The sequence below is a fragment of the Myxococcus sp. MH1 genome, assembly GCF_059738865.1.
The window spans coordinates 8,374,505-8,388,351 of record NZ_AP026947.1 but is presented as its reverse complement, the minus strand read 5'-3'; the positions used below and the strand labels follow the sequence as shown (position 1 = coordinate 8,388,351).

At 68.4% G+C, this 13,847-nt stretch carries 12 protein-coding genes; 7 read left to right on the top strand and 5 right to left on the bottom strand.

Annotation, left to right across the window (positions count from 1 at the left end; genetic code table 11):
- The first annotated feature begins 36 nt into the window (after positions 1 to 36).
- Genes AC6JA9_RS32990 through AC6JA9_RS32980 form a run of 3 tightly spaced genes read left to right on the top strand, consistent with a single transcriptional unit; the run spans position 37 to position 3,172 of the window.
- Positions 37 to 1,875, top strand: coding sequence for an ArnT family glycosyltransferase (locus tag AC6JA9_RS32990; RefSeq protein WP_408889444.1), 1,839 nt, complete (start codon positions 37 to 39; stop codon positions 1,873 to 1,875).
- 31 nt (positions 1,876 to 1,906) lie between these two features.
- On the top strand, positions 1,907 to 2,566 hold the full coding sequence (locus AC6JA9_RS32985) for a class I SAM-dependent methyltransferase (RefSeq protein ID WP_408889445.1): 660 nt from the start codon (positions 1,907 to 1,909) through the stop codon (positions 2,564 to 2,566).
- A 36-nt stretch (positions 2,567 to 2,602) separates the two neighbouring features.
- Complete coding sequence (locus AC6JA9_RS32980) at positions 2,603 to 3,172, top strand: class I SAM-dependent methyltransferase (RefSeq protein ID WP_408889446.1); 570 nt, start codon at positions 2,603 to 2,605, stop codon at positions 3,170 to 3,172.
- Positions 3,173 to 3,184: 12 nt separating this feature from the next.
- Here AC6JA9_RS32980 and AC6JA9_RS32975 read toward each other — a convergent pair whose 3' ends face one another.
- Entirely contained in the window at positions 3,185 to 4,294 is a 1,110-nt protein-coding gene (locus AC6JA9_RS32975) for a glycosyltransferase family 4 protein (protein ID WP_483578554.1), read from the bottom strand.
- A 251-nt stretch (positions 4,295 to 4,545) separates the two neighbouring features.
- Between AC6JA9_RS32975 and AC6JA9_RS32970 the strand changes: the two genes are divergently transcribed.
- On the top strand, positions 4,546 to 6,258 hold the full coding sequence (locus tag AC6JA9_RS32970; RefSeq protein WP_497958353.1) for a tetratricopeptide repeat protein: 1,713 nt from the start codon (positions 4,546 to 4,548) through the stop codon (positions 6,256 to 6,258).
- Positions 6,259 to 6,303: 45 nt separating this feature from the next.
- Here AC6JA9_RS32970 and AC6JA9_RS32965 read toward each other — a convergent pair whose 3' ends face one another.
- From AC6JA9_RS32965 to AC6JA9_RS32950, 4 genes are all read right to left on the bottom strand, one after another.
- Complete coding sequence (locus tag AC6JA9_RS32965; RefSeq protein ID WP_408889449.1) at positions 6,304 to 7,071, bottom strand: ABC transporter permease; 768 nt, start codon at positions 7,069 to 7,071, stop codon at positions 6,304 to 6,306.
- Positions 7,068 to 8,048: an ABC transporter ATP-binding protein gene (locus AC6JA9_RS32960; protein WP_408889450.1), complete on the bottom strand. Its 981-nt coding sequence runs from the start codon at positions 8,046 to 8,048 to the stop codon at positions 7,068 to 7,070. Before AC6JA9_RS32960 ends, AC6JA9_RS32965 begins: the two co-directional genes overlap by 4 nt.
- The gene (locus tag AC6JA9_RS32955) at positions 8,029 to 8,949 is read right to left on the bottom strand and encodes a tetratricopeptide repeat protein (RefSeq protein WP_408889451.1); all 921 of its coding nucleotides are present in this window, start codon (positions 8,947 to 8,949) and stop codon (positions 8,029 to 8,031) included. The genes AC6JA9_RS32960 and AC6JA9_RS32955 overlap by 20 nt, the downstream gene beginning before the upstream one ends.
- Positions 8,950 to 9,040: 91 nt before the next feature.
- Positions 9,041 to 9,610, bottom strand: coding sequence for a prepilin-type N-terminal cleavage/methylation domain-containing protein (locus AC6JA9_RS32950; protein ID WP_408891820.1), 570 nt, complete (start codon positions 9,608 to 9,610; stop codon positions 9,041 to 9,043).
- Positions 9,611 to 9,841: 231 nt separating this feature from the next.
- Between AC6JA9_RS32950 and AC6JA9_RS32945 the strand changes: the two genes are divergently transcribed.
- Genes AC6JA9_RS32945 through AC6JA9_RS32935 form a run of 3 tightly spaced genes read left to right on the top strand, consistent with a single transcriptional unit; the run spans position 9,842 to position 13,664 of the window.
- Positions 9,842 to 11,050 (top strand): prepilin peptidase, encoded by a 1,209-nt coding sequence (locus AC6JA9_RS32945; protein WP_497958352.1) that lies wholly within the window; start codon positions 9,842 to 9,844, stop codon positions 11,048 to 11,050.
- A gap of 16 nt (positions 11,051 to 11,066) precedes the next feature.
- Entirely contained in the window at positions 11,067 to 12,188 is a 1,122-nt protein-coding gene (locus AC6JA9_RS32940) for a sensor histidine kinase (protein WP_408889453.1), read from the top strand.
- A gap of 57 nt (positions 12,189 to 12,245) precedes the next feature.
- On the top strand, positions 12,246 to 13,664 hold the full coding sequence (locus AC6JA9_RS32935) for a sigma-54-dependent transcriptional regulator (RefSeq protein ID WP_141323733.1): 1,419 nt from the start codon (positions 12,246 to 12,248) through the stop codon (positions 13,662 to 13,664).
- Positions 13,665 to 13,847: the final 183 nt, after the last annotated feature.

Below are 13,847 nucleotides of genomic sequence, written 5' to 3'. Positions count from 1 at the left end.
ATGCGCGGAGCCGCGGACCATCCTCGACGCCTCCTGATGCTCCCCGCTCGATATCGCGCCCTGTTGCTCCCTCTCGCCGCGGCGTGCGCTTGCGCGCTCGCCTATTGGGCGTTCTGGGAGTCCCAGTTCAATGGCTTCATCCTGAACCTGGGCAGCATCAACATGCCCACGCACCGTTGGCTGGTCATGGCCGCGCTCCTGGCCTTCCTCGGGCTTCCCATGGCGGCCTTCGTCGCGGTCGCGGGGGCTCGCTGGGTGACGGACGAGCAGTTGGCCTCGTGGCGCACGGCGTGGCGTGAGTATCCCGACCGGCGCAGTGTGATGCTCGCCGCGGTCCTGGGAGCCCTGATTCCCCTGGCCGTGCAGGCTTCGGTGCTCCGGTACTCGCCGGTGGTGGATGACGAGGCCTCCTACCAGTTCGCGGCGGAGTTGCTCGCGTCGTTCCGGCTGTGGGTGCCCGCTCCGCCGATGAAGCTGTTCTTCGACAATGGCTTCATGGTCATCAACGACGGGAAGATGTACAGCCAGTATTTCCTCGGCTGGCCCTTCCTGATGGCGTTCGGCGTGAAGCTCGGGATGCCCTGGCTGGTGAACCCGGTGCTCTCGGGGGCGACCGCGGTGGGATTGTTCCTGCTGGCCCGTCGCTGGTGGGGGAGTGGCTGGGGGCGGGTCGCGGTGGCGCTCTATCTGGTGTCCCCTCTGACCATGATTGGCGCGGCCACGCTGATGTCCCACACGTCGGCCATCTTCGCGCTGACGTGGATGCTCTATTGGGTCGAGCGCTTGCAGGACTCCCAGCGGCCCCATGCCGCGAGCGCGTGGGTGGCGCTCTTCTTCTGTCTGGCGTTCTGGATACGTCCGGCCGTGGGCCTGGGGCTGGGCGCTCCGTTCCTGGTCCTGTGGTGCGTGCGCGCCTGGCGCCTGTCAGGCGTCGAGCGATGGAAGCAGGCCTTGCTCTTCGTGCTCGTGGCATTGCCACTGGGAGGCCTGTTCCTGCTCACCAACCATGAGCTGAACGGCTCACCCTGGCTGACGGGCTACCACGCGGCGGCCCGGTATGCGGAGGAGAACGGATACCGCTTCGTCTCCTTCGGCCCCTCTCAGGTGCAGCGCGACTCCTTCCTCTACTTCTTCACCGACACGTCCTGGGTTCTGGCGACGGGAAGGATGGTCCTGGCGCTCTTCCGTTTGAGCGTGGATGGGTTCGGTTGGCCCCTGGGTTTCTTGTTCGTGTTTCTCGCGCGGGGCGCGCCGGCGCGATGGCTGGTCGCGGGCCTGGTCAGCTTCTGCGTCATCCATCTCCCCGTCGCGGACCCGGGGGTGGATACCTTCGGTCCCGTCCACTACTCGGAACTGATGCTGCCCACGGTGTTGCTCTCCACGGGAGGCTTGCGGACGCTCTGGCAGTGGGCGTCGGAGCGGGCTCTGGGAGCGGTGGTGCCCGCGGCGCTGGTGGGGCTGGTGTGTGTCTGCGTGACGATGTTCCTGCCACCTCGAATCATCACGCTGCGCAAGCTCGTCGCCGACGTCTTGCGTCCCCGCTACATCGTGGAGCGCGACGTCCCGGAGAACTCGGTCGTCTTCGTCCCTCCTGGATTCGCGCCGCCCTGTCGCTCGGCGCCCGCGAACCACTTCGTCTTCTTCCGCAAGAACAACCACCCCGACCGGGACGACCCGATTCTGTGGCTGAATCACGTCAGCGTGGAGCGGGACCGACAGTTCCTCCAGAGCGTCTATCCACAGCGCTCGGGTTTCCTCATGTCGGTGGGCAGGGATTGCGTGCCGCGAATCGTCCCGTTGGAGAGCGCGTCACCCTCGATGTTCCCACCCACGGTGAAGGAACGTCCCGGCGACTTCCCCGAGGAGGCGCCATGACCTCACGGCGCATCGAGTCCTGGAGCCAGGGATGCTGAAGCAAGAAGCGCGGTGGCTGGGGCAGCAGCTTGAGACGTTGGAGCTGTCGCAGGTCTTCTCCCTGTTGAACGTGGGGAGCTCCACCCAATACTTCCGCGAGGTGCAGCAGCGGTGGATCGACGCGGAGCTGTTCGCGCCGCTGCGTCGACGCGGTGGCCACGCCATCCATCAAGACCTCAAGGCGGACGAGGGCGTGGATGTCGTAGGTGACCTGATGGACCCCGATTGTGTCCGTCGTCTCAAGGGACTCGGCGTTCGCTCGGTGTGCTGCACGAGCGTGCTCGAGCATGTCGAGGACCGTGAGGCCTTTGCCAGCCGCTTGTCGGACTTGGTTCCCCGAGGAGGGGTCCTGATGCTCTCGGTGCCTCGCGCGTTTCCCTGGCATCCAGACCCCATCGACACGATGTTCCGCCCCTCGGTGGAGGAACTGGCGGCGCTCTTCCCCCGGATGAAGAAGAGGGCTTCGGCGGTGGTGCCCTGCGGGAGACTGGGCGACCTGGTCGCGCAGGACCTTCCGGGCGCGCTCCGGCGGTTGTTGAACCCCGGGAAGGGCGCAGGCACCGAGGCACCTCGTGCCCCGCTCAGGCAGTGGCTGTGGCCATGGCTCGTCAAACCCTTCGAGCTGACGTGCGTGGTGCTCGAGCATGGCTAGCATCCCGACTGCCACCGGAAGAGGGGCTCTGCGTCCATGAGTCGCTACCGTGGAAACGTCCTGGCGCTGATGGAGCAGGTCTTGTCGGGCCTGCCGCGCTTCGAGCGCGCGCTCGATTTCGGCTCGGGCGATGGGTGGTTCGCCCGGCACGTCACCGAGCGGGGGTGGGCCCGTGAAGTCGTGCCCGTGGACGTGCAGCGACGGGAGCAGGTGCTCGTCGAGCCAGTGCTCTACGACGGACGCACGCTGCCGTTCGGGGACCGGGCCTTCCCGTTCACCTACAGCATCGACGTGGTGCACCACGCGCCAGACCCCGAGGCCGCGCTCAGGGAGGTGCTGCGTTGCACCGGGGAGTATTTCCTGCTCAAGGACCACACCTACCGGAGCAAGGCTGGCTACTGGACGCTGTGTGCCCTGGACGAGCTGGGCAATCGCCGCTTCGGTGTCCCGTCGCGCTACCAGTACCAGCACGAGTGGTCGTGGATGCCGGTGATGGCGCGCGAGGGCTTCGTGTTGCAGTCCTTCATCCACCCGGCCGAGTGCGAGAAGGGACCGCTGCGCGTCTTCAATCCGTTCCAGTTCGTGGGGTTGTGGAAGCGGGTCTGACGGGCCGGGGACTCAGCGATTCTTCGTGAGTGCCTCGAGGGTGCGCTCGTACTCCGTCACGAAGCGCTCCAGCCCCCAGCGCGCCTTGGCCCAGTCCGCGATGTCGCTCCGCGGTGGCGGATTCGACAGGACCTCTCGCAACGCCTCCGCCTGGGCGCTCAGCCCTTCCTCCAGCCTGACGCCGGGCGCATCGGAGACATTGGCGACGAAGGACGGGTCTCGTGAGACGACCGCGGGGAGCCCCGTCGACATGCCTTCCTGGAGGGTGAGCGGCAGGCCTTCTCCGACGGAGGGCAGGAGCAGGGCGTCCGCGCAGCCATAGAGCAGGTGCATGCGCGCATGGTCCACCTGTCGCAAGTGCACCGTGTTCGGGAGGTCCGAGACCTCGCTCGCCAGCGGGCCGTCTCCGGCCACCACGAGCGTCACGCCCTCGGAGGCCAGCAGGCGTTGAAGCTCGGCGACCCGGTGCACGCCCTTCTTGGGAACGAGCCGCGCGGCGAAGAGGACGAGCGCGCCCTTCCCCGGGAGCCCGAACTCCCGTCGCGCCTCCATCCGCTCCTGCTCGGACAGGGGCTTGAAGCGCGGGTCGAAGCCCAGGGGGATGATGCGCAGCGGCTTCTTCACCCCGACGCGCTGGAAGTAGTCCACGACGTGGGGGCTGTAGGTCACCACCTCGCTGGCGGCGCTCAGCAGGGTCCGCCCGAGCGTGCGGTAGGCGGCCGCCTGCACCCAGTCCAGCACTCCGCCGTAGGGCACCTCACCCACGTGCTGGGTGACGAGCAGCGGCTTCTTGCGGCCCTTCGAGAGCGCGGTGGTCAGCGAGGACGAGAAGTAGAGGCAGTCGTGGACGTGGATGACGTCAGCCCAGCGCACCTGCTCGTCGAGCTCCTTCCAGCCGGAGGGGGCCCACAGCGGCATGGGGACGTGCAGGTTCTTCTCGAGCCAGTTCCACGCGGAGACCCGGACGAAGGGGCCCGTCGTTCCCGGCTCCAGGGGCGTGGAGGCGGCAATCCACCGCACGTCGTGGCCGCGGCGCTGGAGCCCCTGGAACAGGGTGTCGATCATGATTTCGATGCCGCCGGGGTGGGGCGGCATGAAGTTGGAGACCTCGAGGATTCGCATGGAACGGGGACCCTGTTGGCGCCCGGTCCATGGGCGCGCGTGGACGAGTATAGGCTCGGACCCCGGGCTGTCCCGGACGGACTTGGGCTCCATCCCCCAGGCCTGGCGTGGAACCGCCCGGCAGGTGCCTTGCCTCCGTCGCGAGCGGTGCTGAGGCCCTTCCGACAGGCAGAAGTCGGTAGACTGGGCACTCCGTGACGCTGATGGATTCCGCCGACTCCCGACCGTTTCGCCTCTCCCCTCGAACCCAGGTGCTGTTCGTTGTTTCCGTGGCGGCGCTCGTCTATGCCGGAGCGTTGTTCAACGGGTTCGTCTACGACGATGTGCAATTGGTGGTGGAGAATCCCTGGCTGCGCTCCTGGAGCGGGCTTGCGAACGCGTTCACGCATCCATTGTTCCCCAGCGACGATGGACCGATTCCTGTCACCGCGCGAGGCCCCGCGGCGAGCTACTTCCGGCCGCTCGCGCACGTGCTCTTCTTCTCACTGCAGGCCGTCTTCGGGCTCGAGGCCTGGGGCTTCCATCTGGTGCTGCTGCTCCTGCACGCGGCGGTCTGTGCGCTCGTCCTCTGGCTGTTGCGTGCGTGCTTGAAAGCGCGAGAGGCAGGCGCCTCCTCCTCGGCAGAGTGGGGCGCCCTGGTGGGTGCGCTCCTGTTCGCCGTGCATCCCGTGCACACCGAGTCGGTGGCCTGGGTGAGTGGTTGCATGGACGTGGCCGCGACGCTCCTGGTGATGCTTGCGGTGCGGCTCATGGTGAGCGGGCCTTCTTCTTGGGGGAGGGGGATGGGGGCAGGCCTCCTGTGGGGCGCCGGCTTGCTCTTCAAGGAAGTGGCGGTGGTGCTCCCCTTGGTGCTGTGGGCCACCGACAGGGCGGTGGGGGGACTCGTGTCACCACCGGGGCTCAAGGGCTGGGTACGTCGCTACGCGCCGCTCGGCGTGGGCGCCCTGGGGTACGCGGCGCTCCGATTGAACGCCGTTGGTCTCTCCGTGCCGCTCGAGGGCAGTGAAGGGCGCGCGGGCTTGTATCCGGTCCACCTGCTGGCGTTGATGGGAAAGCTGGGTGGGAAGCTCTTCTGGCCTCATCCGCTGGTGGTGACGATTCCCACGCAGGTGCCCCCCCTGGCCTCGGAGGTGGTGGTGGGGAGCGTCCTGCTCTTGCTGCTGGCGGGGGTGCTATGGCGTGCATGGCGCGTGTCTCCGGCCCTGTTCGCCGGAGGAGTCTGGCTGTTGGCGCCGCTGCTGCCCGTCTTCCTCATGCAACTGCGTGGCGTGGAAGCCTACGCGGAGCGATTCCTCTACCTGCCCTCCGTGGGCTTCTGCCTCCTGCTGGCGGTGGGGGTGAAGTGGCTGCTCGAGCGTTGGCCTGGACACCAAAGAGCGCTGGGGCTCGCCGCGGGAGGCGTGGTGGTGGTCTTCTCCGCGTTGACGATGGCCCGAGTGCCCGATTGGCGCGATGACATCTCGTTGTGGGAGGACACCCTCTCGAAGACGCCGGATGAGCCGAGCATCTACGCCTATCTGGGGGCGTCCTACCTCAAGGCACGTCGAGTGGAGGAGGCGGTTGCTCCGCTCCAGGTCGCGGCCGAGGCGCTGCCCCACCTCTACCAGCCGCAGAGTGATTTGGCCGTCGCATATGCCCTTCTAGGCCGCATGGACCTGGCCATCCCCCAACTCGAGCGGGTCCACTCACTGCGCCCCAAAGAGCCCGTCGTCCTCCACAATCTGGGGCTCGCATTGCGCAAGTCGGGGCGACTGGAGGAGGCGGTGGAGCGCTTCCGGGCAGTGTTGAAGCTGGCGCCTCGGCGCGCGGACTCGCACCTGGAACTGGGGCGTACGTTGTTGCAGTTGGGACGCCCGGCCGAGGCCGTTGCGCCATTGGAGGAGGCGTTGCGATTGCGGCCGGACTCGGCTCCCGCGCGGGATGGACTCCAGAAGGCGAGGCTCGCGGCGGGGGCCTCGCCATGAGGCGCACGGGGCCCTGGTGGACGGGCCCTCGTTTCGCGGGGGGCTTCAGCGGAAGTCGCGTCGCTCGAAGATGAAGATGGCGGCGGCGGTGAACAGCGCGGCCCAGCCCAGGCCGTACCCGATGCCGGAGAAGAACGTGGAGGCGTCCACGGGCAGGGCATAGGTGGCCTGGGGACGGAAGTTCATCTTCTCCAGGTTCGGCAGCAGGTAGTAGAGCGCGGTGGCCCCGGTCTTCACGGGACCGTCGTCCAGCCGCTGCGCGATGTCGAAGAGGTCATTGGCCAGGTGGCCCGCGAAGTAGATGCCCGTGGTGGCGATGGCCGACACGGCGGGGCCCGCGAAGCTGGAGAAGAGGATGCCCGCGCTGGTGAGCACGAGCAGCTCGAACCAGAGCCCCACCACCGCCAGCGCCTGGGTGGCATTGACGTTGACCTGGAAGATGACCAGCTGGCTCAGGAAGATGAGCATCATCGCCGCCATCAGCACGGCGAGCGTCAGCATGTTGCCCGCCAGCCGCGCCAGCAGGAACTGCGAGCGGGACACCGGCTTGCTCACCACCAGGAAGATGGTGCGCCGCTCGATTTCCCGGCTCAGGAGGCCGCTCGACAGGAAGATGGTGAGGAAGACGAGGATGAGGCTCATCATCCCCAGGCCGAAGTCGGTGAGCACCCGGTCGAACGTGGCGACCGTCACCTCCGTCACCAGCGTCGACGACAGCAGCACCACCGCGGCGAAGGCGCCCACCACCACCGTGACGCGGTTGCGGCGCGCCTCTCGGAATCCATTCCAGACCATCGCGCCGAACGCGCTCATGTGTTGATCTCCCCGCCGACGCTCGTCGCCCGTCCGGAGTCCTTCAGGGCATCCATGAAGAGCTGCTCCAGCGAGAACTTCGCCGCCTGGAGGCTGTTGACCCTTCCACCCGCCGCGAGCACCTGACCCAGCAGGCGCTGGCTGTCCGAGTCGGCGACCTGCAGCAGCACGCGCCCATCCAGGGCCTGGGTGGACTCCAGCGCCACGCCCAGGTTCTTCACCTGGTCCATCTTCAGGCCCTCGACCACGACTTCGACGGAGGGCACCTGCGCGGAGAGCAACTGCTGGACGCTGCCCTCACGCACGCGGCGGCCCCCCACGAGCACCGCGAGCCTGTCGCAGAGCGCTTCGACGTCCGGGATGATGTGGCTGCAGAACAAGACAGTGGTGCCCCGGTCTCGCTCGGCGAGGATGAGGTCGCGCATCTGCCGGCGGCCCACCGGGTCGAGGCCACTCGTCGGCTCGTCGAGGATGAGCATCTTCGGCTTCGACACCAGCGCCTGCGCGAGCGCCACGCGCTGGACCATGCCCTTCGAGTACCGGCGGATCTGCAGCTTCTCCGCGTGGCTCATCTCCACCGCGCCGAGCACCTCTTTCACTCGCAGGTCCAGCTCGTGGCCACCCATGCCGCACAGCTGTCCAGCGAGCGTCACGAACTCGCGCCCCGTCAGGTACTCGTAGGGCGAGGGGTTCTCCGGAAGGAAGCCCACCATCCGCCGCGTCGCCGCCTGGTCCACGGGCTGTCCGTACAACAGCGCCGTTCCGCCACTGGGGCGCACCAGGTTCATGAGGATTTTGATGGTCGTGGACTTGCCGGCACCGTTGGGGCCGAGCAGGCCGTAGATCTGTCCGGCGCCCACCTCGAGATCCAACCCTTGGAGGGCTCGAACCGTCTTGTTGAACCAGAAGCCTACCTTGTAGGTCTTCGAGAGTCCTCGAACCTGGATGGGAGGCGCGTCAGTGGGGTTGGGCGTCATGGTTCTTCGAATCCAGGGGCTTGGGAACGAGGCGGTCGCCGTCCTCGGTCTTCTCGTCGTAGATGAGCTCCAGCCGGAACCGCGCGGCCGTGGAATAGCTGCGGCCGTCCTCACCCAGGAAGAGCTTTCCGCCCAGGGGGTCGGCGGGCAGCTCCCTCAGGTCACCCGAGGACACGAGCGCCTCCAATGAGGCGGGCAGTCGGCCTTCTCGCTGCTGGTGGCGCTGGATGGCGGCGTCGAGCTGCTGGAGCAGCCGTTCCTGGAGGATTTCATTCACACGGCGCTCGTAATAGGCGCGCGTCTCGTCGTCCTCCGCGCTGTCGCGCAGGGCCTGCGCCAATCCGAGGCTCGTGTCGAAGTCACCCGACTGCGCATACAACCGGGTGGCCAGGCCCGAGTACCACTCCGGCGCGCCCGGCTCCTTGGCCAGCTCCTCGATGATGGAGGCGGCCTCACGGTACTTCCGCTCGAAGAACATCAGGTTGTAGGCGAGCTGGAAGTGGATGCGCTTGTCCTCGGGTGTGTTGACCATGCCCTTGCGGAGGATGCGCGAGGACTCCTCGACGTTGGCGTACTCCTCGCGGCCCAGGTGGATGGGGATGGTGATTCCCGCGAAGGTGTAGACCTTGGCGAACCTGGGGTCGAGGTCGGTGGTGAGGTCCGCGTAGTAGTAGATGTCGCGGTACTCGGTGAGCTTCCGAGCGGTGCCGACGCGGTTGATGGTCAGGATCCAGAAGTAGTCGGCGACGAGCCCGATCTGCGCCTTGAACAGCGCCTTGAGGAACCCGGCGCGTGGCAGCACGGGGCGGTCACCCAGGTAGAGCGGGGCGAGAGGGGGGCCAGAGAGGAGGACCACCAGGAGCAGGCCGGCGGTCATGAGCACGGGAGTCAGCTTGCGCATCATTCCTTGAAACGGAGACGGGGCACCCGGTCTGCTCGGGCGCCCCGTTCGTACCGCATGAGGCCCTGGTCAAGCCAGGGCGGCCCCGTGATTAGCAGCTCACGTCGTTGTACGCGTTGCCGGGCTCGCCGCCACCGATCTTGTTGCTGTCGATGCCGCAGGTGCCCTGCAGGGTGGTGGGCGTGGAGGCCAGGGACGTGATGCCCCACGTGTCGGCGTTCTTGTCGTTATCGACGTTGCCCACCGCGATGGCGGAGAAGTCGCAGTTCGGGCAGGTGCCCGCCACGCCAGCGGTCAGCGGCGCGGTGGCCACCGTCGGAACCTCCGTGAAGCGGGCCTTGTCCTGGCCGATGCAGCCGCCGCTGTAGTTACGCGCGGTCGTCTCGACGGACTCGTTGCAGGCGCCGTTGATGCCGTAGCTGAAGCGGTTGCCCGGCTCCGGGTCGAAGCCGACGACCTTGAAGTCGGAAACGTACTTGTCCTTCTCGCCGAAGTACGCCTTCTGGGCCGTGAAGATGGCCTTCAGGTTGGTCTTCGCCTCGGACTGCTTGGACTTGGCCTGGAAGCGGATGAAGTTCGGGATGGCGATGGCGGCCAGGATGCCGATGATGGCGACGACGATCATCAGCTCGATGAGGGTGAAGCCACCCTTCTTCTTCATGAGGCGATTCAGCATGTCGGGAGTGCTCCGCAGGTGCAGAGGGGGGTTGAACGACAGCCCGGATTCTTAGCACGAAGGGTGCCATGGCCAACAGTCACCCCAACCTGAGGATTTCCCACGAGGTCGGGCCGCGCACCCGGTCAGGCAGGGCGCCTGGTTGCCAAATTTTGTCACTGCTTCTGACGGAAATCGTCGATCCAGGGGGCTGACCTCTCCGGGCGCGACGCTAGGATGCCGGGCTCCGTGACGGACTTCTCCCTCGTGCCGGGCTGGGCCGGGCCTCTCTTCACCGCCTTCCTCCTGGTCCTCGGCCTGTGTATCGGCAGCTTCCTCAATGTCGTCATCGCGCGCGTCCCCGAAGGACTGAGCATCGTCCGGCCCGGCTCGCGCTGTCCCCGGTGCGGGCACGTGCTCTCCTGGTACGAGAACATCCCCGTGCTCTCGTGGCTCGCGCTGAGGGGACGGTGTCGTTCGTGTCACGCGCCCATCTCGCCGCGCTACGTGCTCGTGGAGCTGCTCACGGGGCTCCTGTTCCTCGCGTGCCTGCGCCGCTTCGGGTGGACCTACGAGCTGTTCCCCGCGCTGGTACTGGTGTCGCTGTTGATACCGCTCACCTTCATCGACCTGGCGCACTGGATACTGCCGTTCTCGCTGACGGTGCCGGGCATCGCCGCGGGGCTGTTGCTGGCGGTGCCGCGCGGCGCGGACGCGGTGGTGGACGCGACGGTGGGCGCGGTGCTCGGCTTCCTCGTCTTCCGCATGATGGAGTACATCGGTTGGAAGGTCTTCAAGAAGGAGGCGCTGGGCGGCGGCGACAAGTTCCTCGTCGCGCTGCTGGGTGCGTTCCTCTCCTGGCGAGCGCTGCTCGGCATCCTCTTCCTGTCCTCGCTCCAGGGCGCGGTGGTGGGGATTGCGCTGCTCGCCCTCACGGGACGCGCGGGGCCTGCGGCGCAACCGCCGGCTCCGGATGCGCAACCGTCTCCGACGGGGCCAGGGCCCACGCCGGCCGAGGACGTGTCTGCGGCCGGTGATGGGGCATCGGGGGTCGCGACGACGTCGACCTCGAGCGGCGTCACGCTGCCGTCGCCCGATGATGTGTCACTGCCCGGGATGGCCGCGCACCCGTCGGGTGGCGCGCCCGTGGCCGAGGCGGGACCAGAAGAGGAGCCCGAGCCCACCATGACGTGGGAGTTCACCCGGCCCGGCATTCCGCTGTGGAAGCGGCTGCTCCTGGTGCCCTGGTGCCTGCTCGTCCAGCCGATTCCCGACGCACCCGTGGACGAGGAGACGGGCGAGGAGGAGGAGTGGGTGCCGGGCCCCACCAACATCCCGTTCGGTCCGTGGCTCGCGCTCGCGGGGCTGGAGGTGATGCTGCTCGGTCCGTGGCTGGCGCGGGTGCTGCCCATGGACATCGCGCTGCTCCTGGGGGGCGCGCCGTGAGCCGCGCGGGCACTCGATGAAGTGGCGCATCGCCAGCGTGGCGTTCCTGCTGGCCTCGCTCTGCACGGGCCTGTCCTGGCTGTCGCTCCAGCCCGTGCTCATCCGGCTCCTGGAGCTGGGGCGGCGGCTGGCTCGGCCGGGCACGCCGGACGCGGAGGTGCTGTCGCAGGTGCGGGGCTTCCTGCCGCTGGCGCTCGGACTGGACTTGGTGGCGCTCACGCTGCTGGCCTATGGAATTCTGTACCTGACGGTGGGGCGTCCGCTGCGCTCGGCCGAGGAGATGGTGGAGCAGCTCGGCCGCCTGGAGCCCGACCCGCACCTGTCGCCCACGCAGGGCGGCCCGCTGCTGTCACGCATGCAGCGCGCGCTGCAGCGGCTGGCGGATGCGCTGCGCCAGGAGCAGTCCCTCACGCGCTCCCAGATGGAGTCCCTGCGCGAGGCGAACACGCGGCTGACCCGCGCGCAGACGGAGCTGGTGACCTCCGAGCGACTCGCCACCGTGGGACGACTGGCGGCGGGTGTGGCGCACGAGGTGGGCAACCCGCTCGCGGGCATCCTGGGCTACCTGTCCCTGGCGCGGATGAAGGCGCCCTCGGCGGAGCTGAATGACTACCTGGAGCGCATCGACCACGAGGTGCAGCGCATCGACCGCATCGTCCGGGGGCTGCTCGACCTGGGGCGGCCGGAGACGGCGTCGCCGGGGCCGGTGGACGTCGGCTCGGTGGTGGAGACGTGCGTGCGACTGGTGCGGGCCGCGCCGGAGCTTGAGGGCGTCTCGGTGGAGCTGGCGCTCGAGCCCGGGGTGCTGGCGCGCGCGGAGCCGGGGCCCTTGTCGCAGATCCTCATCAACCTGCTGCTCAACGCCGCGCAGGCCATGGGAGGGCAGGGGAGCGTCAGCGTCGCCACGCGGCTGGAGGCGGGCGAGGTGCGGGTGATGGTGAGGGACCATGGGCCGGGAATCCCGCCCGAGGTGATGCCCCGCCTGTTCGAGCCCTTCTTCACGACCAAGGGGCGTCAGGGCACGGGCCTGGGACTCGCGGTGTCGCTGCGACTCGCGCAGGTGATGGGCGGGCGACTGGGCGCGGAGAACCTCCCCGAGGGCGGCGCGCGCTTCACCCTGGCCCTCCCCGCCGTGTGAGCGGGCCAGAAGCTATCTCCTCCCGCGACTCTGGGGGATGATGGAGGCAAGGCCGCCATGTCCCTGTTCCGCTCCATCCTCGTCGCCGACGACGAGCCCTCCATCCGCCACATCCTCACGTTGGTGCTCACCGACCGGAAGTACGAGGTGCGCGCCGTCGCGGATGGAGAGGAGGCCCTGAGGGAGCTGGCCGCGCGCGACTACGACGTCCTGCTGTGTGACGTGCGCATGCCCCGCAAGGACGGCCTCACGCTCCTGCGCGAGGCCCAGGCCGCGCACCCGGGGCTCACCGTCGTGGTGATGAGCGCCTATGGCTCGCAGGAGCAGGCGCTGGAGGCCGTGTCCGCGGGCGCCTACGACTACGTCCAGAAGCCCTTCAAGCCCGAGGAGATCGTCTTCGTCCTGCGCAAGGCCGAGGAGCGCGAGCGGCTGCTGCGCGAGAACAAGCGCCTGAAGCAGTCGGGCCTGCCGTCACTGCCCCAGGGCCACATCCTCGGCTCGAGCGCTCCGTTGCAGGCGGTGCTCCGGCAGGTGGCGAGGCTGGCGCCCGTGGACACCACGGTGCTCATCAGTGGCGAGAGCGGCACGGGCAAGGAGCTCATCGCCCGGGAGCTGCACGCGAAGAGCCCCCGCGCGCCGCTGCCCTTCGTCGCCGTCAACTGTGGCGCCATCCCCGGCGGGCTCCTGGAGAGCGAGCTGTTCGGCCACGCGAAGGGCGCCTTCACCGACGCGCGCACCGCCAAGCGCGGCCTGTTCGCGGAGGCCGACGGCGGCACGCTCTTCCTGGACGAGGTGGGCGAGCTGCCGCTGCCCGCGCAGGTGAAGCTCTTGCGCGTGTTGCAGGAGGGGGAGATTCGCCCTGTCGGCGAGAGCCGGGTGGAGAAGGTGGACGTGCGGGTGGTGGCGGCCACGCTGCGCGACCTGGGCAAGCTGGTGGAGAAGGGGGAGTTCCGCGAGGACCTCTACTACCGGCTCAACGTGGTGAACGTGCGGATACCGCCCCTGCGCGAGCGCCGCGAGGACGTGCCGCTCCTGGCGAGCGCGTTCCTCCATCGCTTCAACCGCGAGCTCAACCGGGAGCCCCCCGTGGAGGGGCTGTCACCGGAGGCCGAGGCGCTGATGTCCGCCTACGCGTGGCCGGGCAACGTGCGCGAGCTGGAGAACGCCATGGAGCGCGCGGTGCTCCTGGCGGATGGCCCGCACATCCTCCCGACCAACCTGCCCGAACGGCTGTGGGCCGCGCCCGCACCCGGACCGGCCACGGCGGGGGATGGCGGAGTGCAACAGGTCGGTAGTGACCTGTCGCTCAAGCGGGCCATCCGGGACCTCGAGGAGTCCTACATCCGGGCGGCGCTCCGTCGGACGAAGGGCAACCGCACCCGGGCGGCCGAGGTGCTGGACATCAGCCACCGGGCGTTGCTGTACAAGATCAAGGAGTACGGCATCGACCCGGACGCCGAGGCGGAGCGGGGATGACCGGGTGGGGTGTGCCGTCCCCATTTGACCAAATGCGTCCGAGGCCGGAAAATCGGGCCTCCGCGACCGTGGTGGGGGCCTGGCGCAGCATGAACGCAGGGGTCCCGGCCGAACGGAGAGCAGGCGGGCTCCGGGCACTTTTTAGGTGGGGTTGACGGCCAGTGCTACGCTGGCCGCCTCTCG

What these genes read in the sequence shown, in the direction of transcription:
- AC6JA9_RS32945 (WP_497958352.1), top strand. Translation starts at nt 9,842, where the DNA reads ATGCCGGGCTCCGTGACGGACTTCTCCCTCGTGCCGGGCTGGGCCGGG.
- AC6JA9_RS32950 (WP_408891820.1), bottom strand. Translation starts at nt 9,610, where the DNA reads ATGAAGAAGAAGGGTGGCTTCACCCTCATCGAGCTGATGATCGTCGTC.
- AC6JA9_RS32955 (WP_408889451.1), bottom strand. Translation starts at nt 8,949, where the DNA reads ATGCGCAAGCTGACTCCCGTGCTCATGACCGCCGGCCTGCTCCTGGTG.
- AC6JA9_RS32975 (WP_483578554.1), bottom strand. Translation starts at nt 4,294, where the DNA reads ATGCGAATCCTCGAGGTCTCCAACTTCATGCCGCCCCACCCCGGCGGC.
- AC6JA9_RS32940 (WP_408889453.1), top strand. Translation starts at nt 11,067, where the DNA reads ATGAAGTGGCGCATCGCCAGCGTGGCGTTCCTGCTGGCCTCGCTCTGC.
- AC6JA9_RS32980 (WP_408889446.1), top strand. Translation starts at nt 2,603, where the DNA reads ATGAGTCGCTACCGTGGAAACGTCCTGGCGCTGATGGAGCAGGTCTTG.
- AC6JA9_RS32985 (WP_408889445.1), top strand. Translation starts at nt 1,907, where the DNA reads ATGCTGAAGCAAGAAGCGCGGTGGCTGGGGCAGCAGCTTGAGACGTTG.
- AC6JA9_RS32960 (WP_408889450.1), bottom strand. Translation starts at nt 8,048, where the DNA reads ATGACGCCCAACCCCACTGACGCGCCTCCCATCCAGGTTCGAGGACTC.
- AC6JA9_RS32990 (WP_408889444.1), top strand. Translation starts at nt 37, where the DNA reads ATGCTCCCCGCTCGATATCGCGCCCTGTTGCTCCCTCTCGCCGCGGCG.
- AC6JA9_RS32965 (WP_408889449.1), bottom strand. Translation starts at nt 7,071, where the DNA reads ATGAGCGCGTTCGGCGCGATGGTCTGGAATGGATTCCGAGAGGCGCGC.
- AC6JA9_RS32935 (WP_141323733.1), top strand. Translation starts at nt 12,246, where the DNA reads ATGTCCCTGTTCCGCTCCATCCTCGTCGCCGACGACGAGCCCTCCATC.